This is a genomic window from Klebsiella grimontii, from assembly GCF_042137965.1.
GTDB classification, from domain to species: domain Bacteria; phylum Pseudomonadota; class Gammaproteobacteria; order Enterobacterales; family Enterobacteriaceae; genus Klebsiella; species Klebsiella grimontii.
In genome coordinates this window covers 2,887,185-2,909,279 of the sequence record NZ_CP169721.1, presented here as the reverse complement: position 1 = coordinate 2,909,279, position 22,095 = coordinate 2,887,185, and the positions used below count along the sequence as shown (strand labels likewise).

20 protein-coding genes are annotated in these 22,095 nt (G+C 58.1%); 12 read left to right on the top strand and 8 right to left on the bottom strand.

What is annotated here, in order from left to right; all coding sequences use genetic code 11:
- Positions 1 to 162: 162 nt before the first annotated feature.
- From ACE3MN_RS13725 to benD, 7 genes are all read left to right on the top strand, one after another.
- Positions 163 to 1,329: a muconate cycloisomerase family protein gene (locus tag ACE3MN_RS13725; RefSeq protein ID WP_162685322.1), complete on the top strand. Its 1,167-nt coding sequence runs from the start codon at positions 163 to 165 to the stop codon at positions 1,327 to 1,329.
- Between the two features lie 12 nt (positions 1,330 to 1,341).
- The gene (catC, locus tag ACE3MN_RS13720; RefSeq protein ID WP_004138111.1) at positions 1,342 to 1,632 is read left to right on the top strand and encodes a muconolactone Delta-isomerase; all 291 of its coding nucleotides are present in this window, start codon (positions 1,342 to 1,344) and stop codon (positions 1,630 to 1,632) included.
- Positions 1,633 to 1,702: 70 nt separating this feature from the next.
- Positions 1,703 to 2,629 carry a catechol 1,2-dioxygenase gene (catA, locus tag ACE3MN_RS13715; protein ID WP_102649838.1) on the top strand — a complete coding sequence of 309 codons (927 nt, stop codon included), beginning with the start codon at positions 1,703 to 1,705 and terminating at the stop codon, positions 2,627 to 2,629.
- Between the two features lie 105 nt (positions 2,630 to 2,734).
- Positions 2,735 to 4,117, top strand: coding sequence for a Rieske 2Fe-2S domain-containing protein (locus ACE3MN_RS13710; protein WP_024358235.1), 1,383 nt, complete (start codon positions 2,735 to 2,737; stop codon positions 4,115 to 4,117).
- On the top strand, positions 4,117 to 4,602 hold the full coding sequence (benB, locus tag ACE3MN_RS13705; RefSeq protein ID WP_024358234.1) for a benzoate 1,2-dioxygenase small subunit: 486 nt from the start codon (positions 4,117 to 4,119) through the stop codon (positions 4,600 to 4,602). The genes ACE3MN_RS13710 and benB overlap by 1 nt, the downstream gene beginning before the upstream one ends.
- A gap of 9 nt (positions 4,603 to 4,611) precedes the next feature.
- On the top strand, positions 4,612 to 5,628 hold the full coding sequence (gene benC / locus ACE3MN_RS13700; RefSeq protein ID WP_004138105.1) for a benzoate 1,2-dioxygenase electron transfer component BenC: 1,017 nt from the start codon (positions 4,612 to 4,614) through the stop codon (positions 5,626 to 5,628).
- Positions 5,629 to 5,637: 9 nt separating this feature from the next.
- Positions 5,638 to 6,411: a benzoate diol dehydrogenase BenD gene (gene benD, locus ACE3MN_RS13695; protein ID WP_004138104.1), complete on the top strand. Its 774-nt coding sequence runs from the start codon at positions 5,638 to 5,640 to the stop codon at positions 6,409 to 6,411.
- Here benD and yddG read toward each other — a convergent pair.
- Positions 6,408 to 7,286: an aromatic amino acid DMT transporter YddG gene (gene yddG / locus ACE3MN_RS13690; protein ID WP_004138101.1), complete on the bottom strand. Its 879-nt coding sequence runs from the start codon at positions 7,284 to 7,286 to the stop codon at positions 6,408 to 6,410. The two genes, benD and yddG, sit on opposite strands and share 4 nt — an antisense overlap.
- Before the next feature lie 226 nt (positions 7,287 to 7,512).
- On the opposite strand from yddG, the gene fdnG reads away from it, so the two are divergent.
- From fdnG to fdnI, 3 genes are read left to right on the top strand one after another with little or no spacing between them, the layout of a single operon-like run.
- On the top strand, positions 7,513 to 10,560 hold the full coding sequence (gene fdnG / locus ACE3MN_RS13685; RefSeq protein ID WP_102649835.1) for a formate dehydrogenase-N subunit alpha: 3,048 nt from the start codon (positions 7,513 to 7,515) through the stop codon (positions 10,558 to 10,560).
- Positions 10,561 to 10,571: 11 nt separating this feature from the next.
- Positions 10,572 to 11,456: a formate dehydrogenase subunit beta gene (gene fdxH, locus ACE3MN_RS13680; RefSeq protein ID WP_024358231.1), complete on the top strand. Its 885-nt coding sequence runs from the start codon at positions 10,572 to 10,574 to the stop codon at positions 11,454 to 11,456.
- Positions 11,449 to 12,105, top strand: coding sequence for a formate dehydrogenase-N subunit gamma (fdnI, locus tag ACE3MN_RS13675; protein ID WP_375364079.1), 657 nt, complete (start codon positions 11,449 to 11,451; stop codon positions 12,103 to 12,105). The genes fdxH and fdnI overlap by 8 nt, the downstream gene beginning before the upstream one ends.
- A 41-nt stretch (positions 12,106 to 12,146) precedes the next feature.
- Here the strand turns inward: fdnI and ACE3MN_RS13670 are convergent, their stop codons facing one another.
- Positions 12,147 to 12,470: a CcdB family protein gene (locus ACE3MN_RS13670; RefSeq protein WP_116943688.1), complete on the bottom strand. Its 324-nt coding sequence runs from the start codon at positions 12,468 to 12,470 to the stop codon at positions 12,147 to 12,149.
- Positions 12,471 to 13,013: 543 nt separating this feature from the next.
- Between ACE3MN_RS13670 and araJ the strand changes: the two genes are divergently transcribed.
- Entirely contained in the window at positions 13,014 to 14,165 is a 1,152-nt protein-coding gene (gene araJ / locus ACE3MN_RS13665; RefSeq protein ID WP_004138087.1) for an MFS transporter AraJ, read from the top strand.
- 5 nt (positions 14,166 to 14,170) lie between these two features.
- Here the strand turns inward: araJ and ACE3MN_RS13660 are convergent, their stop codons facing one another.
- From ACE3MN_RS13660 to ACE3MN_RS13635, 6 genes are read right to left on the bottom strand one after another with little or no spacing between them, the layout of a single operon-like run.
- Complete coding sequence (locus ACE3MN_RS13660; protein ID WP_375364078.1) at positions 14,171 to 15,262, bottom strand: alkylhydroperoxidase domain protein; 1,092 nt, start codon at positions 15,260 to 15,262, stop codon at positions 14,171 to 14,173.
- Positions 15,263 to 15,271: 9 nt separating this feature from the next.
- A complete protein-coding gene (locus tag ACE3MN_RS13655) occupies positions 15,272 to 16,261 on the bottom strand; it encodes a putative FMN-dependent luciferase-like monooxygenase (protein ID WP_049086863.1) in 990 nt (329 codons plus the stop codon).
- On the bottom strand, positions 16,258 to 17,862 hold the full coding sequence (locus ACE3MN_RS13650; protein WP_064371753.1) for a dipeptide ABC transporter ATP-binding protein: 1,605 nt from the start codon (positions 17,860 to 17,862) through the stop codon (positions 16,258 to 16,260). Before ACE3MN_RS13650 ends, ACE3MN_RS13655 begins: the two co-directional genes overlap by 4 nt.
- Positions 17,859 to 18,710 (bottom strand): ABC transporter permease, encoded by an 852-nt coding sequence (locus tag ACE3MN_RS13645; protein WP_049090366.1) that lies wholly within the window; start codon positions 18,708 to 18,710, stop codon positions 17,859 to 17,861. The genes ACE3MN_RS13650 and ACE3MN_RS13645 overlap by 4 nt, the downstream gene beginning before the upstream one ends.
- A complete protein-coding gene (locus ACE3MN_RS13640; protein ID WP_024358222.1) occupies positions 18,707 to 19,651 on the bottom strand; it encodes an ABC transporter permease in 945 nt (314 codons plus the stop codon). Before ACE3MN_RS13640 ends, ACE3MN_RS13645 begins: the two co-directional genes overlap by 4 nt.
- Before the next feature lie 10 nt (positions 19,652 to 19,661).
- On the bottom strand, positions 19,662 to 21,284 hold the full coding sequence (locus ACE3MN_RS13635; RefSeq protein ID WP_375364077.1) for a TIGR04028 family ABC transporter substrate-binding protein: 1,623 nt from the start codon (positions 21,282 to 21,284) through the stop codon (positions 19,662 to 19,664).
- Positions 21,285 to 21,491: 207 nt separating this feature from the next.
- Between ACE3MN_RS13635 and ACE3MN_RS13630 the strand changes: the two genes are divergently transcribed.
- A complete protein-coding gene (locus ACE3MN_RS13630) occupies positions 21,492 to 22,061 on the top strand; it encodes a hypothetical protein (protein WP_049086336.1) in 570 nt (189 codons plus the stop codon).
- The last annotated feature ends 34 nt before the right edge of the window (positions 22,062 to 22,095 follow it).

Here is a 22,095-nt window from a genome sequence, read left to right as displayed (position 1 = left end):
CGGGTAAAAAACGCGGGGATTCCTGGTGCTGGTTTTACCACGCCGATCACATTATTAACCTCAACTTAACAACTGCGTCGATAATCGCACAACATTTCGATTATCGCCGTTGACCCTCTCCATTGCGCAGTCCTATTGTCATCAGCATCGTTACCCCACGTTATGAACCGGGGTAGGAAAAGTTATGTATTTCATCACCAGGAAAAAAAGATGACCGCGACCATTGAACGTATTGAAAGCTGGTTGGTAGATATCCCGACCATTCGGCCGCATAAACTCTCCATGACCACGATGGGCTGTCAGACGCTGGCGATAATCCGGGTTACCCGCTCGGATGGCATTTGCGGGATTGGCGAAGCGACCACCATCGGCGGACTCAGCTACGGCGTGGAGAGCCCGGAAGCCATCGTATCGGCGATAAACCACTACCTGACGCCGTTGCTGAAAGGTCAGGCGGCCGATAATTTAAATGCCCTGACCAGCCGTATGGACGGCGCGGTTAAAGGCAATACCTTCGCCAAATCGGCGATTGAAACCGCGTTGCTGGATGCGCAGGGTAAAGCGCTCGGTCTGCCGGTTTCGGCGCTGCTTGGCGGGGCGCTGACGACCTCGCTGCCGGTTCTCTGGACGCTGGCCAGCGGCGACACCGAGAAAGATATTGCCGAGGGCGAAAAGCTTCTTGCGGAGCGCCGCCATCAGGCGTTTAAGCTGAAAATCGGCGCCCGGGCGCTGGAGACCGACCTGCGCCACACGCGCGCGATTGTTGAAGCGCTGGGCGACCGGGCCAGCATCCGCGTCGACGTGAATCAGGCGTGGGACGCCACCGTAGCGGCAAAAGGCTGCCGCGAGCTGGCGGCGATGGGCGTGGATTTGATTGAACAGCCGGTCGGCGCTCAGGATAACGCTGCGCTGGTGCGCCTCAGTCATCATATCGACACGGCCATTCTGGCCGATGAAGCGGTGGCGACCCACTACGATGGATATCGCCTGGCGCAGCAGGGGTTTAGCGGCGCCTATGCGCTGAAGATTGCCAAAGCGGGGGGGCCCAATAGCGTACTGGCGCTAGCGAAAGTTGCGCAAGCAGCGGGAATTGGGCTTTACGGCGGCACGATGCTTGAGGGAACCGTTGGCACCCTGGCCTCTCTGCACGCCTGGTCTACGCTCCCCCTGCAGTGGGGCAGCGAGATGTTTGGCCCGCTGTTGCTGAAGGACGATATTGTCAGCGTCCCGCTCACCTTTGCCGAGGGCGAGGTGACGCTGCCGCAAACGCCGGGTCTTGGCGTTGAACTGGATGAAGACAAGCTGCGCTTCTATAGCCGCAAAGGATAAGCGAGGATTAGTATGCTATTTAAAGTCGATATGACCGTGAATATTCCGCTGGGATTTCCTGCTGACGAAATAGAGGAAATTAAGCTTCGAGAAAAAAATTATTCACAGCAGCTGCAGCGTGAAGGTAAGTGGCGGCATATTTGGCGCGTCGCCGGTCTTTACGCCAATGTCAGTATTTTTGATGTGAAAGATGCTGAGGAATTGCATCAAATCTTAATGGCTTTACCACTATATCCCTTTATGCAAATTCGCGTGGAGGCGCTCTGTCGTCATCCCTCCTCGATTCGCGAAGACGACCGTTAATAAATAATAATCACTAACCTCGCGCCGAAGAAATTCGGCGAATATCCTACAATGATAAGTGAGACTAATTATGAGTAATGCATTCGTACAACCAGATGCTGTGCAACATTTATTGCGCGAAAGCGCGGGCTTAAATATTAGCGGCGGCGACGAACGTTTTAAAATGATTATTCACCGCCTGCTGGAAAACATCTGTACGCTGATTGATGACTATAACATCACTGAAGAGGAGTTCTGGCATGCGGTGAATTATCTGCATGAATTAGGCGGGCGCCAGGAAGCGGCGCTGCTGGCGGCAGGCCTCGGGCTGGAACACTTTCTCGACCTGCGCCAGGACGCTATCGACGCCGCGGAGCAGCGGGAAACCGGCACCCCTCGCACCATTGAAGGCCCGCTGTACGTGGCGAACGCGCCGCTGGCCGACGGACATACCCGTATGGATGATGGTAAAGATGCGGGGGAAGTGATGTGGCTTTACGGCCAGGTCAACGACACTCAGGGCCGCCCGGTTGCCAACGCTATCGTTGATATCTGGCACGCCAACACCCTTGGGAACTACTCTTTCTTTGATAAAAGCCAGAGTGAATACAACCTGCGTCGCCGTATCCGTACCGGCGCCGATGGCCGCTACAGCGTGCGCAGCATAATGCCTTCCGGCTACGGCTGCCCGCCGGATGGACCGACGCAAAAGCTGCTTAACCAACTGGGGCGCCACGGTAATCGTCCGGCGCATATCCACTTCTTCGTCTCTGCGCCAGGTTATAAACATTTGACCAGCCAGATTAATCTCAACGGTGACAAATATCTATGGGATGATTTCGCGTTCGCTACCCGCGATGGCCTGATTGCCGACCCGGTAAAAGTAAGTGACCGCGAGCTTATTCAGCAGCGCGAACTGGATGGGGAACATACTGAAGTACGCTTTGATTTTACCCTGTGTAAAGCGCTTAACGCCGATGAAGAACAGCGCAGTACGCGCCTGCGCGCACAGGAATAAAACGCTGCGTTAATGCTATACTCCGGCCATATCGCGGCCGGAGAATAAAACGAAATTACGAGTTCTCTTTTTTCTATTCCTGAATTATGCAGGAGGGGCCGACTCATGCAAAAAACGTTCGCCAGATTAAAAGATAAAATCAGCAATGCATTAATTGTTGATCGTGAAAAACATATTTATCGCTGCCATCGCTCAATATTTACCGACCCGCAGTTATTTGATTTTGAAATGAAGCATATCTTCGAAGGCAACTGGCTGTTCCTTGCCCATGAGAGCCAGATTGCGCAGCCAGGAGATTATTACACTCTGACCCTTGGGCGCCAGCCGGTGATAATAACCCGCGATAAAAAGAATGAGCTACATGCGCTAATTAACAGCTGCGCCCATCGCGGAGCGATGTTATGTCGGCGCAAAACCGGTAATAAAAATTCATTGACCTGCCCGTTTCACGGCTGGACGTTCAGCAATAACGGCAAGCTATTAAAAGCCAAAGATGAAAGCACCGGTGGTTACCCGGACAGCTTCAAACAGGAAGGCTCTCATGATTTAACAAAGCTGCCAAAGTTTCAATCGTATCGCGGGTTTCTGTTCGGTAGCCTGAATGCTGATGTGCAGCCGTTGGAGGAGTACCTCGGCGAAACCCGCAAAATTATCGATCTGATCGTCGACCAGGCGCCGCAAGGGCTGGAGGTACTTAAAGGTTCGTCGAGCTATGTTTACGAAGGCAACTGGAAGCTGGGGGCGGAAAACGGCGCTGATGGCTATCACGTCAGCGTGGTGCACTGGAACTACGCTTCCACCATGTCGCGCCGCAACTACGAAGCGGAAGGAACGCACGCGGTAGACGCAAACGGCTGGTCGAAAAGCGTCGGCGGCGGATACGGCTTTGAGAATGGGCATATGCTGCTCTGGACCCGGGCGCTTAATCCGGAAGTGCGCCCGGTCTATGAACATCGCGAACGTCTGCGGGCGGAATTCGGCGAGTCTCGCGCCGATCGGATGGTCAACGAAACGCGCAACCTGTGCCTCTATCCGAACGTCTACCTGATGGATCAGTTTTCGACGCAGATCCGCGTGATCCGCCCCATTGCGGTGGATAAAACCGAAGTCACCATCTGGTGCTTCGCCCCGAAAGGTGAATCTGACCAGGCGCGAGCGCTGCGTATCCGCCAGTATGAGGATTTCTTCAACGTTAGCGGCATGGGGACGCCTGACGATCTGGAAGAGTTCAGCGCCTGTCAGCGCGGTTATCTCGGCGAGAATCTGGCATGGAGCGACCTCAGCCGCGGGGCGCTGCACTGGGTCGACGGCCCTGACGACCACGCCTTGCAGGCGGGCTTTAGCCCGCAGCTAAGCGGAGTGAAATCGGAAGATGAAGCGCTGTATATCGCCCATCATCATCACTGGCAAAACGTGATGCTGGCGGCGCTGGAAACAGAGCGGCAGCGCTACGACCAGTCGATCACTCAACGCGTGGAGGTGGCCTGATGCTGACTCTCGAACAGGTTCGCCAGTTTCTTTATTACGAAGCCCGTCTGCTGGACGATCGCCAGTGGGATGAATGGCTGAACTGCTACAGCCCGCAGGTGGTGTACTGGATGCCCGCCTGGGGCGATGACGACCAGCTTACCCGCGATCCGCAGCGCGAAATTTCGCTGATTTACTACCCGAACCGCGATGGCCTCGAAGACCGGGTATACCGCATCAAAACGGAACGCTCCGGGGCCAGCACGCCGGAACCGCGAACCACCCACATGATCGGCAACGTTGAGCGGCTTGGCGAAACCGAACAGGGGATGGAGGTGCGCTACAACTGGGTCACCTACTGTCATCGCTATCAGCAGACGGATACCTGGTTTGGCTCTACCTGCTGCACGCTGATTGAAAGTGCCGGCAAACCGCAGATTATCCGTAAAACCGTGCGGCTGAATAACGATTACATCCGTCAGGTGATTGACGTTTACCACATTTAAGAGGCGTTTATGACCTTTAATATTGCTCTCAATTTTGAAGACGGCATCACTCGCTTTATTCAATGCCATGCCGGGGAAAAAGTGCTGGATGCCGCCTATCGTCAGCAGGTGAATCTGCCGATGGATTGCTCGGACGGCGTCTGCGGCACCTGCAAGTGCCGCTGCGTCAGCGGCGAATATGGTTTGGGTGACGATTTTCTTGAAGAGGCGCTCAGCGAGGACGAAGCCGCAGAGCGTCAGGTGCTGACCTGTCAGATGGTGCCAACCAGCGATTGCGTCATTGATGTTCCGGCCGCGGCGGCCCAGTGCAAAACCGCGCTGGCAAGCCTGGGCGCAGCGGTAAAACAGGTAAATCTACTGTCGGACACCGCCATTGAGCTGGTCGTTGTGCTGGATGAACCGCTGGATTTTCTGCCGGGCCAGTACATCAATATTGAGGTGCCAGGAACGCCGCAGGCGCGCGCCTATTCGTTTAGCTCTCTACCGGGCTCGCGTGAGGGGAGCTTTCTGATCCGTAACGTGCCCGGCGGCTTGATGAGTCAGTGGCTGACGCAGCGGGCCAGCCCCGGCGATCGTCTGACGCTAAGCGGTCCGATGGGCAGCTTTTATCTGCGCGGCGGCGAGCGTCCACTGTTGCTGCTCGCGGGGGGCACCGGCTTAGCGCCGCTGCTCTCGATGCTGCAAACGCTGGTTATGCAGCGCAGCACCCGGCCCGTCACCTTGCTCTATGGCGTGACCCGCGACTGCGACCTGGTGAAAACTGATGCGCTCGAAGCATTTACCGGCCAGCTTCCGGCCTATCGCTGGCTGCCGGTGGTTGCCGACGCGCAAAGCGGATGCCCGCAGCGCGGTTTTGTGACCGAACATCTCGATGACGCGATACTCAACGATGGCGATGTGGATATCTATCTGTGCGGGCCGCCGCCGATGGTCAATGCGGTAGCCACGGCGCTGCGCGAGAGAGGCGTTTCGCCGGCGGGTTTCTGGTATGAAAAATTTATCGCCAGCCAGAGCGCGGCGGCATAAGGAGCAACGATGCGATTTAGCAATAAAGTCGTGGCCATTACCGGCGCCGCGCAGGGGATAGGCCGACAGACGGCTGAGCAGGCGGCGCGTGAGGGCGCCCGGCTGCTGTTGATTGACCGTTCTCGTTATGTTCACGAACTGGCGGCGGCGCTGAACGACTCCGGCAGCGAAGCGCTGGCGCTGGAGGCCGATCTTGAGCAATGGGAAAGCACCGAGCGGGCGTTTGCCGAAGGGGTGGCTCATTTTGGTCGCCTTGACGTGCTGATTAACAACGTCGGCGGCACCATCTGGGCGCGGCCGTTTGCCGAATATCAGCCGCAGCAGATTGAGAAGGAGATTCGCCGCTCGCTGTTCCCGACCCTGTGGGGCTGTCGGGCTGCGCTACCGTGGATGCTCAGGCAGGGAAAGGGAAGCATCGTCAATATTTCGTCCGTGGCGACGGCGGGAGTGAACCGGGTACCTTATTCCGCAGCGAAAGGCGGCGTTAACGCGCTGACCCGTTCGCTGGCCCTGGAATATAGCGCAAACGGGATCCGTATTAATGCCGTGGCACCGGGGGGAACCGAGGCGCCTGCGCGCCTGACGCCGCGTAATGAAGAGCAGCCGACGGCGCAAGAGCAGAAGTGGTATCAGCAGGTGGTGGATCAGACGGTGGCGAGCAGCCTGATGCATCGCTACGGTACGTTGGCGGAACAGGCCAATGCCATCCTGTTTCTCGCCAGCGATGAGGCCAGCTATATTACCGGCGTGACGTTGCCCGTCGCCGGGGGCGACCTCGGTTAGCGCCGAGTCGCCTGCCAGCAGAGCAGGGAGCCGATACATACCATCCCGGCGCCCTGCCAGAACGACCACGACAGCGCGGCGCTGAGCAGTACCGCCGCCAGCGCCGATGAGAGCACCGGGGTAAAGTAAGAGGCGGCGGCCAGCAGGCTGACGTTGCCGTGCAGGATCCCGACGTTCCACGCCGCGTAGCCAAACCCCAGGGCGACGGACAGCGCGATCAGCTTGATCGTCACCGGCCAGCTAAAGACCATCGGCGGCTGCTCGCTGAACAGGAATTTCAGCCACAGGGTCAGGGCGGTGAGCAGAACAAACAGGGTAATCCCGTTTTTGCCTTTGGCGTATTTCGCGGTGACCGTGCAGTAGGCCGCCCAGATAAACGCGCCGATAAACGCCAAAATATAGCTCAGCGGGCTGGAGACCACGTTGCTGATAATTTCGTCTATATTCAGACCATGCTCACCGCCTAATACCCAGGTGACGCCAAATATAGCGAGGAATAAACCGGGGATAACCAGCCAGCTGCTTTTTTGGCCGTTAAACAGAATGGCGAATAAAATCGTCAGGCTGGGCCACAGATAATTGACCATCCCCACTTCAATAGCCTGCTGGCGGGTACCAGCTAAGCCAACCGACAGCGCCAGGCAAATTTCATAGCTGACGAACAACAGGCTCCCCGCCAGTAAATAGGGGCGGGGGATCTGGCGTATTTGTGGGAAGCCGACGGTAAAGATCAGCAACATGCCGCTCAGGCTGTAGAGCATCGCCGCGCCGCCCACCGGGCCAAGGCCTTCGCTGACGCCACGAATCAGCCCGACCATGGTGCTCCAGAGTACGATAGCGGCCAATCCAATGAGCGTGGCTCTCTTTTTCTCCATATTTAACCTGATGTTGGTTCAAACGCAGTCGGGTTTTATAACACTTTTTACGCCCGCCGGGGGGATATTTTCCGCCATGCTTAATACTATCGGAGTAATAAAAATTGGCGCCGCTGACTATTAAGGGGGCGTCAGTTTTCGACATTGATTTGACGCAAATAAAACAGGGATATTGCTGTTAGTTTTGCCCTCCGCGATGAATAAACATCCCGCATGGAGGGGAACAATGGACGTCAGCCGCAGAAAGTTTTTTAAAATCTGCGCAGGCGGTATGGCCGGAACAACAGCCGCTGCTTTGGGGTTTGCGCCCAAAATGGCTCTGGCTCAGGCGCGTAATTACAAGCTGCTGCGCGCTAAAGAGATCCGCAACACCTGCACATACTGCTCCGTAGGCTGCGGGCTATTAATGTATAGCCTGGGCGACGGCGCGAAGAACGCGAAAGAAGCGCTTTATCACATCGAGGGGGACCCGGATCATCCGGTAAGCCGCGGCGCGCTGTGCCCGAAAGGGGCCGGGCTGCTGGACTACGTCCACAGCGATAACCGCCTGCGCTACCCGCAATACCGCGCGCCGGGTGCGGATAAATGGCAGCGCATCTCCTGGGATGAGGCGTTTGAGCGTATCGCCAGGCTGATGAAAGCCGACCGCGACGCCAACTTTATGGAGAAAAACGAGCAGGGCGTCACGGTAAACCGCTGGCTTACCACCGGGATGCTGTGCGCCTCGGCGGCCAGCAACGAGACCGGCATGCTGACGCAGAAGTTTGTGCGTTCCCTCGGTATGCTGGCGGTAGACAACCAGGCGCGCGTCTGACACGGACCAACGGTAGCAAGTCTTGCTCCAACATTTGGTCGCGGTGCGATGACCAACCACTGGGTGGATATCAAAAACGCCAACGTCGTGGTAGTGATGGGCGGTAACGCCGCCGAAGCCCATCCGGTGGGATTCCGCTGGGCGATGGAAGCGAAAAACAACAACGATGCGACGTTGATTGTCGTCGATCCGCGCTTTACGCGTACGGCGTCGGTGGCCGATATCTATGCGCCGATTCGTTCCGGCACCGACATTACCTTTCTGTCGGGCGTACTGCTGTACCTGATCGAAAACAACAAAATCAACGCCGAGTACGTGAAGCACTACACCAACGCCAGCCTGCTGGTGCGCGACGATTTTGCCTTCGAAGACGGCCTGTTCAGCGGCTACGATGCTGAAAAGCGTCAGTACGATAAATCGTCGTGGAACTATCAGTTCGACGAAAACGGCTACGCCCTGCGCGATGAAACCCTGCAGCATCCGCGCTGCGTATGGAATCTGCTCCGGCAGCACGTTTCTCGCTATACGCCGGAGGTGGTGGAGAATATCTGCGGCACGCCGAAGGCCGATTTCCTCAAGGTGTGCGCAGTGCTGGCCTCAACCAGCGCGGCGGACCGGACCACCACCTTCCTTTACGCGCTGGGCTGGACGCAGCACACCGTCGGGGCGCAGAACATCCGCACCATGGCGATGATCCAGCTGCTGCTCGGTAATATGGGGATGGCGGGCGGCGGCGTGAATGCGCTGCGCGGGCACTCCAACATTCAGGGGCTTACCGATTTAGGGCTGCTGTCGACCAGCCTGCCGGGCTACCTGACGCTGCCGTCGGAACAACAGACCGATCTGCAAAGCTATCTGACGGCGAATACGCCGAAAGCGCTGCTGGCGGACCAGGTGAACTACTGGAGCAACTATCCGAAATTCTTCGTCAGCCTGATGAAATCGTTCTACGGCGATGCGGCGCAAAAAGAGAACGACTGGGGCTTTAACTGGCTGCCGAAGTGGGACCAGGCTTACGACGTCATCAAGTACTTCAATATGATGGATAACGGCAAGGTGACGGGATATCTCTGCCAGGGCTTCAATCCGGTGGCTTCGTTCCCGGATAAAAACAAGGTGGTCCGCAGCCTGAGCAAGCTGAAGTACATGGTGGTGATCGACCCGCTGGTGACGGAAACGTCGACCTTCTGGCAAAACCACGGTGAGTCGAACGATGTCGATCCGGCGGCGATTCAGACCGAAGTTTTCCGCCTGCCGTCTACCTGCTTCGCCGAAGAGGATGGTTCGATCGCCAACTCCGGGCGCTGGCTGCAGTGGCACTGGAAAGGTCAGGACGCGCCGGGGGAAGCGCGCAACGACGGCGAAATCCTTGCCGGGATTTACCACCGTCTGCGCGAGATGTATCGCACCGAGGGCGGCAAAGGCGCCGAGCCGTTGCTGAAGATGGGCTGGCGCTATAAGCAGCCGGATCATCCGCAATCGGAAGAGGTGGCCAAAGAGAACAACGGCTACGCGCTGGACGATCTCTACGACGCAAACGGCGCGCTGCTGGCGAAGAAGGGCCAGTTGCTGAACAGCTTTGCGCTGCTGCGCGATGACGGCACCACCGCTTCATCCTGTTGGATCTATACCGGCAGCTGGACCGAGCAGGGCAACCAGATGGCCAACCGCGATAACGCCGATCCGTCAGGTCTTGGCAATACGCTCGGCTGGGCGTGGGCGTGGCCGCTCAACCGGCGGGTGCTGTATAACCGCGCGTCGGCGGATATCAACGGCAAGCCGTGGGATGCGAAGCGGATGCTGATCCGCTGGAACGGCAGCAAGTGGGTCGGCAACGATATTGCGGACTTTAATAACGCCCCGCCGGGCAGCAAAACCGGGCCGTTTATTATGCAGCAAGAGGGGATGGGACGACTGTTTGCGCTGAATAAGCTGGCGGAAGGCCCGTTCCCGGAACACTACGAGCCGATGGAAACGCCCCTTGGCACCAACCCGCTGCACCCGAACGTGGTCTCCAGCCCGGTGGTGCGACTGTACGAAGAGGATGCCCTGCGCTTAGGCAAGAAGGAGCAATTCCCCTACGTCGGTACCACCTATCGTCTGACCGAGCATTTCCACACCTGGACCAAGCATGCGCTGCTCAACGCCATCGCGCAGCCGGAGCAGTTTGTTGAAATCAGCGAAGGCCTTGCGCGAGCGAAGGGGATTGCCAACGGCGATCGGGTCACGGTCAGCAGCAAGCGCGGCTTTATTCGCGCGGTGGCGGTGGTGACGCGTCGTCTGCACACGCTCAACGTTAACGGTCAGCAGGTGGAAACCGTCGGTATCCCGCTGCACTGGGGTTTTGAAGGGGTAGCCCGCAAAGGTTACATCGCCAACACCCTGACGCCGAACGTCGGGGATTCCAACTCGCAAACGCCGGAGTATAAGGCGTTTCTGGTCAACATCGAGAAAGCGTAAGGAGCGAATCAATGGCGATGGAAACCCAGGACATCATTAAACGCTCCGCCACCAACCCGATAACTCCCGCGCCGCGCGCGCGGGATTTTAAGGCGGAAGTGGCAAAGCTGATTGATGTCTCCTCCTGCGTGGGCTGTAAAGCCTGCCAGGTGGCCTGTTCCGAGTGGAACGATATTCGCGATGACGTGGGGCACTGCGTCGGCGTGTACGACAATCCCGCCGATCTGAGCGCCAAATCCTGGACGGTGATGCGTTTTAGCGAAACCGAACAGAACGGCAAGCTGGAGTGGCTGATACGCAAAGACGGCTGTATGCACTGCGAGGACCCGGGCTGCCTGAAAGCGTGCCCGTCCGCCGGGGCGATTATTCAGTACGCCAACGGCATCGTCGATTTTCAGCAGGAGAACTGCATCGGCTGCGGCTATTGCATCGCCGGGTGCCCCTTTAACGTCCCGCGCCTCAATAAAGAGGATAACCGGGTTTATAAGTGCACCCTGTGCGTTGACCGGGTCAGCGTCGGCCAGGAGCCGGCCTGCGTGAAAACCTGCCCAACCGGCGCGATTCATTTCGGCAGCAAGCAAGAGATGCTCGAGGTGGCCAACGAGCGGGTGGAAAAACTGAAGAAGCGCGGCTATTCCCATGCCGGGGTGTATAACCCGCCGGGCGTCGGCGGCACGCACGTGATGTACGTGCTGCATCATGCCGACCAACCGGAGCTATACCATAACCTGGCGAAAGAACCGCAGATCGATACCGCGATCAACCTGTGGAAAGGGGCGCTGAAGCCGCTCTCGGCGGTCGGGTTTATCGCCACCTTTGCCGGGCTGATTTATCACTACATTGGGATTGGGCCGAACAAAGAAGCGGATGACGATGAGGAGGATCACGATGAGTAAATCGAAAATGATTGTGCGCACGAAGTTTATTGGCCGCGCCTGTCACTGGACGGTCGTCATCAGCTTCTTCCTGGTGGCGCTCTCGGGGATCTCATTTTTCTTCCCGACGCTGCAGTGGCTGACCGAAACCTTCGGTACGCCGCAGATGGGGCGTATTCTGCATCCGTTCTTCGGCGTGCTGATTTTCGTGGCCCTGATGTTTATGTTTGTACGCTTTGTCCACCACAATATTCCTGACAGGCAGGATATTCCCTGGCTCAAGGGGATTATTGAGGTGCTGAAAGGCAACGAGCATAAAGTGGCGCGGGTAGGGAAATATAACGCCGGGCAGAAAATGATGTTCTGGACCATTATGAGCATGATTTTTGTGCTGCTGGTGACCGGGGGGATTATCTGGCGGCCTTATTTTGCCCACTATTTTCCGATTCAGGTGATTCGCTATAGTCTGCTGATTCACGCGACCTCGGCGATTATTCTTATTCACGCGATTCTTATTCATATGTATATGGCGTTCTGGGTTAAAGGATCGATTAAGGGAATGGTTGAGGGGAAGGTGAGTCGCCGCTGGGCGAAGAAGCATCATCCGCGCTGGTATCGCGAGGTGGAGCGTCAGGAAGCGAAGAAAGAGAGCTGCGAAGGACTGAAATAAGTTCTGCGTCGTAAACCCGCTCCGGTTAAACCCGGAGCGGGTCAGGTATTGGTGATAAGGGCGTCAATGGCGGAAATCACTTCGCCTCTGGCGCTTTTTAAGCTACCGATAAAATCTTCGCGCTTGATCAGCTTATTGTTAAGGTTCGTCATCATCGGCGAACAAAGCATAAACGTTTCAAATTCAATATTGACCTCAGGAACTAAAGGATGCTGCCATAGTGGCAGATGAGCATTACGCATCAGGGGAATAATTACCCTGGTGGGTAGGTCTTCATAAAAATCATTTTGCACAATCATAAAATAGGGTAGAGGGTTCTTCGTTTGCGAAGAAGGGTTCCGATAAACGTCGAATTGCTTAAGCATCAGAGCACCCTGAAGTATTCATCATCGGTGATAGACCCATGCTCGTCGACGAATTCATTCATTAACCGGAACAATTCGTTACGGGGATGCATTGACTGACTTTTAGCTGTGGGTATCGAGGATAAATGGCACTTTTTACTCGTTGATGCCGCCGACTGGAAGCTATCTTCCGCTGTGTATTCTTTCATTATCCTGCCTCCGTGTGGTTAATGTCGCCATTATCAGTCTACTACTTTAAAAAACAATACCGATTGCCCTGGTTAAGTCGCATTTGCGAGACGGGTTCCATTGAAAAGCAACGGCATGAAATGATGAAATTTTAATGGAACCGCGGTTGTGAATTGTTATCGCTATGCCGTTGCTGGCTACTGGGCAGCGGCGGGGCGCGAAATGGCTTTATTCTTTTTTCCAATCTGCGAATAAGCTTATGAAATAACCGCGCCGTTATATGGATAAAAATGTCACCCGGCGTTTTTATCTGGTTTGCCGCTGGATAATGCACAATAATGCCGTCGGTTTATTTTATAACAAGTGATTAGTTGTATGAAAAAGACTATTTTTTCGTTAGCGCTTGGCACCTTTGGTCTCGGGATGGCGGAATTTGGCATTATGGGCGTATTACCTGAAATCGCTCATGATGTCGGGATATCGATTCCCGCCGCAGGCAATATGATCTCATATTATGCGTTTGGCGTGGTGATCGGCGCGCCGGTGATGGCGCTGTTCTCCAGCCGCTTTTCGTTAAAGTCGGTTATGCTGTTTCTCGTGGCGCTGTGCGTTATCGGCAATGCCATCTTCACTTTATCTTCCAGCTATTCGATGCTGGCGCTGGGCCGTCTGATCTCCGGCTTCCCGCACGGCGCATTCTTTGGCGTGGGGGCGATTATCCTGTCAAAAATCGCCCCGCCAGGAAAGGTGACGGCGGCGGTGGCGGGGATGATCGCCGGGATGACGGTCGCCAATTTGCTGGGGGTGCCCGCCGGGACCTGGCTCGGCCATCAGTTTAGCTGGCGCTATACTTTTCTGGCGATTGCGGTATTTGATATCGCGGTGCTGGTCTCCATCGCCTGGTGGGTGCCCACGCTGTTTGATAAATCCACGGCGCGCCTGCGCTCGCAGTTTCATTTTTTAAAATTGCCCGCGCCGTGGTTAATTTTTGCCGCCACGATGTTCGGCAATGCCGGCGTATTCGCGTGGTTCAGCTATATTAAGCCGTTTATGATTAACGTCTCCGGTTTCGGTGAGAGCGCCATGATATTCATTATGATGCTGGTGGGCCTCGGAATGGTTCTCGGAAATCTCTTTAGTGGTAAAGTTTCTGTTCGCTACAGCCCGCTGCGTATTGCCGCCGTTACCGATGGCGTTATTGTGGTGACCTTATTATTGATTTTTCTGCTGGCTGAGCATAAAGCCGCCTCATTAACCCTGGCGTTTATTTGCTGCGCGGCGCTGTTCGCCCTGTCGGCGCCGCTGCAAATTCTGCTGCTGCAAAACGCCAAAGGCGGCGAGATGCTGGGCGCGGCGGGCGGCCAGATCGCCTTTAATCTCGGTAGCGCCATCGGCGCGCTGTTTGGCGGAATGATGATTACGGCCGATTTTGGCTGGCGTTCCGTTACCTTACCGGCCGCGCTGCTCTCGTTTCTTGCCCTCAGTTCGCTGCTGATTTATGCCCGCTATCAGCAGCGTCTGGCCTGATTCATTTACTCCTGCCAGGGTTCGCCGAGGGTTAACATTAAACGGTTGGCCCAGGCGAAGAACGCTGCCGATTGCAGTAAATCCAGCTGAGCGAGCGTATCCAGGCCCTGCTGTTCGACCGCGGCAAGGTGGCCGGCGGCCAGGGCGGGCGGGGTAACGGAAATCGCGGCGGCGAAATCGATTTGCGCCTGCCAGCCCGGCGTCTGCCCGTCGCTCAGGTTCTCTCCGGGCGTCACCGCCAGCAGCGTCTCTACCGCCGTTTCATCCTTCGCCAGCTGCGCGGCCTTACGCGCATGCACCGATGCGCAATAAATACAGCCGTTAACTTTGCTCGCTACCGTCGCCGCCAGCTCGCGTTCGGCGCGGGGCAGGCCGCCGGGAGTATAAAAAATGCCTTTGTCGGTTAACGTACGCTGCTCCAGTATCGGCTGGTTACGCGCCAGCAGGCGGAAATAGGGGGAATCGCTGTGGCCGAACTTCGTCAGCAGCGCCTGCTCATCGGGGGAGAATTCCGCCAGCGGTTTAGCCGCCAGCCAGGGCTCCCAGTGCAGTTCGTCGCGGGTAAAGCGCACCGGCGCGCGCTTACCGCTGAGGGTTTGCGGCGAGGTATGCCAGAATCCGGCCGCGACCGGGGTTTGTGCGACAGTAATGCTTTTGCCGTTAAGCAGGCGCAGCCCGGTGACCAGCCGACTCTGGAAGCTGACAAAGGCGATAAGCTGGGCGAGGGTGACAATGCCGCGCAGGGTCCATCCGGCGCGGATTAAGGCGTCCAGCGGCGATGGCGTAGCCTCCACAGGCGTAAAGGTTAACAGTCGGGCAAAGGCCAGCGCCGGGGCCAGCCGCGGGGATGTGGGGTCGGCAATACCAAAACCGGCATAGTGGGCCGCCAGCGCATCGCTGTCATGCAGCTTAGCCACCCTGGCGGCAACGGCAAAACGCTCATCGAGCGGAAAGTCGTTATCCTGCTGACCAAACAGCGTTTCATAGCTTCCCTGCGCGTGGCGGGTGGCCGCCTCGCGCACGGCGCGCGCCGCGGCTAAAGCGGAATCGGGGGCGATCTCTGCCAGTTCGGCCAATATATCCTGACTTAGCGTCATGGTGACTCCTTATCGTAACTGAGGGGCAATGTGCTGAGCGATCAGCTCAAGGGAACGCAGCGTGTCCCGGTGCGATGGTTCAACGGAGTGCACCTGAAACGAAATATCGGTCACCCGCCGCAGCACGCTATCGCGCGCCAGCGAGGCGGCGACGTGCGCGGGGTCGCCGACGTGAGCGTCAAGCTGCGGTAGAAATTCGGTGACAGTGTCACCAATAATTTCATAGCCGGCGGCGCGATGCTGGGCTGCCTGTCTGCGTAAACCGGGTTCGGCGACCTGTAGCGCGTACTCCTGGCTGTCGGCGACGAAGGCGGTACGCGAGGCAAGGATCCTTGCCTCGACGCCCGCGGGCAGCGCGGCGAGATAGGCGTCGATAATCGGATTCTGAATCGCGTCGAGCGGCAGCGTCGGTTGCCCGGCCGGACGCGGCTGAGTGCGCGAGAGCATCAATCCGTGTCCGGCCTGCGCGGCGCGGACCGCGCCGTCGACGGAAAATGTGGCAATCCAGATACGTTCCGCCAGCTGCGGCGCCTGAGGGTAAAGATGATTATCCGGATGGGCGAGCGAATCCCCGCGCCAGGCGCTTTGAATCAGATGCAGATGCTCGGCGAATATCGCGCTGCGCTGGTCAATCGTCAGGCCGAAGGGTAAAAACGAGGTGGGGGTGCCGCCGGAGCCGAAGCCTACCTCCAGCCGTCCATCGGCGAGCAGATCCAGCACCGCCGCATCCTCCGCCACCCGTAGCGGGTTTTCCATCGGCAGGGTGATAATGGCGGTTCCCAGACGAATGCGTTCGGTGTGCGCTGCCGCATGGGCGAGAAAAACCAGCGGCGACGGCAGGCCGCCTTCGTGCTCATGAAAATGGTGCTGCGCAATCCACGCGCTGTCGAACCCCAGGCGTTCGGCGTGGCGAATTTGCTCGGTGGCCAGCCGATAGCGCTCTTTGGGCGTGGCGTGGTCCAGCAGGCGGGTGAAAAAGCCCAGTCGTTTACGCGTCATGCAACCTCCTTGCTCGGGGATGAAAAGTGGGGAATCGCGGCGATAAGCTCGCGGGTATAGTCATGCTGCGGGGCGCTGAACAGCCGGCTGACGTCGCCGTGTTCAACCACCTGGCCCGCCCGCAGCACCGTCACGCTGTGGGCGATACGGCGCACCGTCGCCAAATCGTGAGTGATAAACAGATAGCTCAGCCCGAGCTGCTGCTGAAGCTGCTGCAGCAGGGCGAGAATTTGCGCCTGCACCGTGACGTCCAGCGCTGAGGTCGCTTCATCCAGCACCAGGATCGTTGGCTCAAGGATGAGGGCGCGGGCGATGGCCACCCGCTGCCGCTGGCCGCCGGATAGCTCGCGGGCGGTTCGCGACAGCAGCTCCGGCGCGAGCGCCACGCGGGCAGCGACCGTTTCCACGCGCTGGCGTCTTGTCTCGGCGTTGAGGCGGTCAAAGTTTTTTAACGGCTCTTCGATAATCTCAAACAGCGTTTGCCGCGGATCCAGGGACGCAAAGGGGTTCTGGTAGACGAACTGGATTTTACGCCGCAGCTGGCGGAGCGCCTCGCGGCTGAGATGCCCGGCATCGATACCGTCAATAGCGATATGGCCAACATCGGCCTTTTCGAATCCCAGCAGGATCCGCGCAAGGGTGGTTTTGCCGGAGCCGGACTCGCCGACCAGCGCGTGGGTGCTGCCCCGTTTCACCTCGAAGCTCACGGCGTCCAGCGCCTGTAAATGCGCGCGGCCGAGCGAAAAACGTTTGCTGATGCCCTCTACGCGGATCGCCGGGGTCGCCAGCACGCGCCCGCTGGCCGGGGCAATGGTCAGCGTCGAACCCTGGAGATCGCTGAGCAGTTGGCGGGTATAGGCGTGCTGCGGCGTGCGCACCACATCGCCGGTCGCGCCCTGTTCCTGAATTTCACCGTGGCGAAAGACCAGCAGTCGGTCGGCGCGTTCCGCCGCCAGCGCCAGATCGTGGGTCACGAACAGCACCGCCGTGCCGGACTCCCGGCGCAGCGTATCCAGCAGGTCGAGGATCCGTTTTTGTACCGTCACGTCGAGGGCGCTGGTGGGCTCATCGGCAATGATTAAGTCGGGTTTCAGGGCGATGGCGATAGCGATCAGCACCCGCTGCTTCATACCGCCTGAAAGCTGGTGGGGATATTGATCGATGCGCTGTTCCGGGTGGCTCAGCCCAACCTTCGCCAGCAGCGCCAGTACCTGCGCTTTACGCTCTGCGGCGCTGCTTTGCTGATGCAGGCGCAGGATTTCGCCCACCTGCGCGCCGATGGTTTTTACCGGATTCAGGGAGTTGCCCGGATCCTGAGGCACCAGACTAATCCGCGCGCCGCGAAGGCCGTCGAGGCGTTTGGCGGACCAGCCGCTGATCTCTTCGCCGTTAATCAAGATGCGCCCGCTGTCACGGCGCGCGTTATCGGCCAGCAGGCCAATAATCGCCTGCGCGGTGGTGGTTTTACCTGAACCGGATTCGCCGACGAACGCCAGCATTTCGCCGCGTTTTACCGCAAAACTGACGTCGTGCACCACTTCGCGCCATTCGCGCTGCGAACGATAGCTGATGCGCAGATTCTCGACGGTCAAAACATTCATGGGCGTTCTCCGCTAAATTGACGGCTGATGCGGTTGGCGGCGAGCACCACCGCGATCACCGCAAGGCCGGGAAGGGTGGTGAGCCACCAGGCGGTGGAGAGATAGTTACGGCCCTCGGCGATCAGCAGCCCCCACTCCGGAACCGGCGGCGGCGTGCCGTAGCCGAGAAAACTCAGGGTTGAGAGCGCCAGAATGGCCTGGCCGAACTGGAGGGTGGCAAAAGCCAGTACCGCGGTGAGCGAATTGGGCAGAATATGCCGCCAGAAAACGGCGAAAAAGGTGCCGCCGCTGCCGTACGCCGCTTCGACGAAGTCGCTGTGGCGCACGCGAACCACTTCCGCTCGCGCCAGGCGGGCAAAGCTGGCTATTGCCGCGACGCCGACCGCGACGGCGGCGTTAAGGGTGCCGAAACCGAGCAGGATGATGACCGTCAGCGACAACAATAAAGAGGGGATCGCCAGCAGCACGTCAACCAGCCGCATGATCGCCGACTCCACGCGTCCCGCCAGCGCACCGGCCAGGGTGCCCAGCGCGGTACCGATGAACAGGCCGATCGCCACCGCCGCCAGCGCGGCGGAGAGGGAATGTACGGCGCCGTAAACAATGCGGCTCCACAGATCGCGACCCAGCTGGTCGGTACCCAGCCAGTGGCCGGCCTGCGGCGCCAGCCGCTGGGCGCCGGGAAGGCCCTCCAGCGGGTTATACGCGGTAAACAGCTGCGGGGCGATCGCCATCAGCGCGGCAACGATCGTTACCGTCCATGCCAGCAGCAGGCCGGGCTGAACGCGCAGCGTACGCCAGTTTACCCTGCGGCGTCGCGCGGCGATTGCGTAATCTACCAGGCTCATACGGCACCTCCGATAACGGTTTTCAGGCGCGGGTCGAACAGCGGCATCAGCAGGTCAACCAGCAGGTTAATCAGTACGAAACCGAGGGCGGAGATCATCACCACCGCCTGCAGTACCGCGATATCCTGATTATTGACGGCCTGCTGCGTCAGCAGTCCCAGACCGCCGCGACCAAACACGGTTTCGGTAATCAGCGCTCCGGCGATCAGTTCCCCCAGCAGCAGACCGGCAATATTGAGCACCGGCAGCAGGGCGTTGCCGGTAACGTGCCGCCACAGAACGCCGGTTTCGCTCAGGCCTTTGGCGCGGGCAACGGCGACAAACGGCTGCGCGGCGACCTGATCCAGACTGCGCATCAGGATTTGCGCCAGCGGGGCGGAAATCGGCACCGCGACGGCAATAATGGGCAAAATCAAGCCCTCAACCGGTCCCGGGTTGATCACCGGGATCCAGCGCAGCTGAAAGGAGAACAGCTGAATCAGGGCGATACCGAGCCAGAACGTTGGCAGCGAGATAAACAGCACCGGCAGCGATTGCAGCGCGTTGCTCAGCCAGCGCAGACCCGGTAGCCGTGAGGCGAGGGCGAGGGTGAACGCCAGCGCCACCGCCAGCGCAAAGGCGGGCAGCGCCAGGCTTAATGTCTCCGGCAGGTTGCTGGCGATAAGCGCGCTGACCGGCAGCCCGGCCTGCAGCGAATAGCCAAAATCGCCCCGCAGCATGGCCCATAGCGTGTGGAAATACTGCTTCCACAGCGGGCTATCGGCCCCGTAGGCGAGGCGCATTTCGGCGATCTGCTCGGGGCTCAGTCCCAGATCCGGGTTCTGAAACTTGATCAGTACGGCATCGCCGGGGAGCACCTGCAATAGCGCGAAGGAGAGAGTAAACGCTGCCCACAGCACCAGTAGTCCCTGGCCGGAGCGCCGCAGAAGATAGTGGCTCATCGCAGACTCCTTAGTGCTTTTCCAGCCACGCGCCGTAGAACGACGGGCGGCCTACCGCTTCAAAACTAACGCCCTTAACCCACGGCGCGCCGGCAAAGACCTGCGGTTCTTCAAAAATCGGGATTACGTAGGCGTTATCCAGCAGATAGCGCTGGGCGTCGCCGGTTAGCTGGAGGCGTTTTTGCGGTTCAACTTCGGCTGAAATCGCGGTCAGCAGCGCGTTGAGCTTATCGTCGCGGAAGCTTTGCACTTTGTCGCTGGAGCCGCCTTTTTGCAGCAGCGCGTCGCGGTTAGTGGGGAAGAACATGCTCTTAACCACATCCGGGTCGGCGCGGCCCACTTCCGATACGGTGAGCGGCGTTTTTAACGGGTCGAGGCTATCCAGCGTACGGCTACCGGCATCACCGGCTTTGACCGCCAGCGCAACGCCGACCTGACGCCACTGCTGGGCGATAAGCTGGAGCACCTCTTTGTTTTGCGGCTGGGGCAGGGATTCATAGACGGTTAACGCCAGCCGCTGGCCATCTTTGACCCGTATACCGTCGGCGGCCGGTTTCCAGCCCGCCTCATCCAGCAGCTGTTTCGCTTTGGCCGGATCGAAAGCCAGCCTGTCGCTGAGGTTAACGTATCCGGCCGCGCTACTGGCGACGACGGAGGTGGCCTGCGGATAGTTGGCGGAGAACAGGGTTTCGACCACCTGTTTCGCGTCGGTGGCGTGCAGTAGCGCCTGGCGGACGCGCAGGTCGGCAACCAGCGGGTTATCGGGGCGGAAGCTGAGGCTGTCGTTGACGCCGCGCGTCGGAGCAGCATAGATTTTAAAGCCTGCATCGGTGGCCTGCTTTTCATCGTAGGCCTGCACCTGGCGGATAAAATCGGCCTGGCCCGCCAGCAGCGCGCCAATACGCACGCCATCCTCCGGGGTGACGATATAGGTTATGCCGTCGAGATTGGCCGGTCCCTGCTGGGCGAGGCTTTTTGGCCCCCATTGATAATCTTTACGCGCGACCAGCGTGAGTTCACGCCCCGGTTTTTCATCTTTAACCGTAAAAGGGCCAGAACCAATAATATGGCGGGCGTCGCCCAGCTCTTCAAAATTACGCGCCAGGGTGCTGAGGGAAACCAGCCCGGAGCCGATGGTCGCGGTGCCCTGCAGAAATCCCGGCGAGGGCTTTTTAAAGTAGAATTTTACCGTCAGCGGATCGATGACTTCGCTGCGATCGTAATTATTAATCACCTCGGAAACGGGCAGGCGGCGCGCTTTATTCCCAAGCCCGTAGGTATCAAAGTTTTTGGCAACCGCATTGGCGTCAAGCGGGGTTCCATCCGAGAAGGTGACGCCAGGGCGAATCTTAAAGATATATTCTGTTTTATCGGCGTTAACGCTCCAGCTTTCGGCAATCCAGGGTTCGACTTGTAGAGTTGCGGGATTTTGCCAGGTTAACTTATCGGTTATTTGATTCAGAATCCCGCCGTTGGGATAGAACCCGCCGGCCGGTGGATAAAGATTAGTATGCGCCTGCTGCTCCAGATAAATTAACGTGCCGCCTTTAACCGGCGCATCGGCGGCCCACGCGGAAAAGGCGCCGCTGAAAAAAAGTGCCGCCAGCGCGGGCAGGCGAAAACGGGTGTGCATGGTGAATTCCTTTGTTATCTATTGTTTGGCCATCATCGGGCGCGCGTTTTAACAAAGGAAGTGAGGATTTGCGCTAAGCATTTGCATAAAAAGCATTTATACCCGGTTCGATTTTTGGGGGCTGGTATTCATATGCGTTTCAGCTGAGACTCAAACTGGATAATTTAATGACTGAGAGATAGTCAGCGTAATAAAGGGGTAGCGACGATGCTGAAGTATTTACTGATGTTGGCGGTGACGGTGCTGGCGGGCTGTACCAGCGCACCCAATTTGCCCTCTACCGATACCATTATTAAGGTTAAACCTATTGAGTCGGGCATCATTGCCAATTCGAATAAATACAGCTATCGATTCTTCCGTAAAGGGGTGCCGCAGGAGTACCAGCGTTATAATACTTTCTACGAACGCTTCAATAAGGTCGCATCCGGCGTACGGGTGAATTTTGTCGTGAAACAGCATGAGGTTGTTGCGGAATATCTGGTGGTGCTTGACAAGCGCAGGCTGGATGCCAGCCAACAAACTGTATTAACCAACCAATATAAAGCGACGGCGCTGGATAACGAGCATCTTGGCGTGCTGTTTAAAGCGACCGGTTTCTGGTCAACCGTGGATCCCAATGAGCTGGATGACGCTTATCGGCTTGCCAGCCCGGTGGTGGTGTCAATTAATGACAACACGCAGACCATTAGCACGCTGGGGACGATCGCCCTGATTCCGCTGGTACCGCTATTTCCGCTGGTGATGATGTACGGTTGCGCGACGGGGCCGTGCGTGTAAAGGGGAAATAAACCTCTCCCGCTGCGGGGAGAGG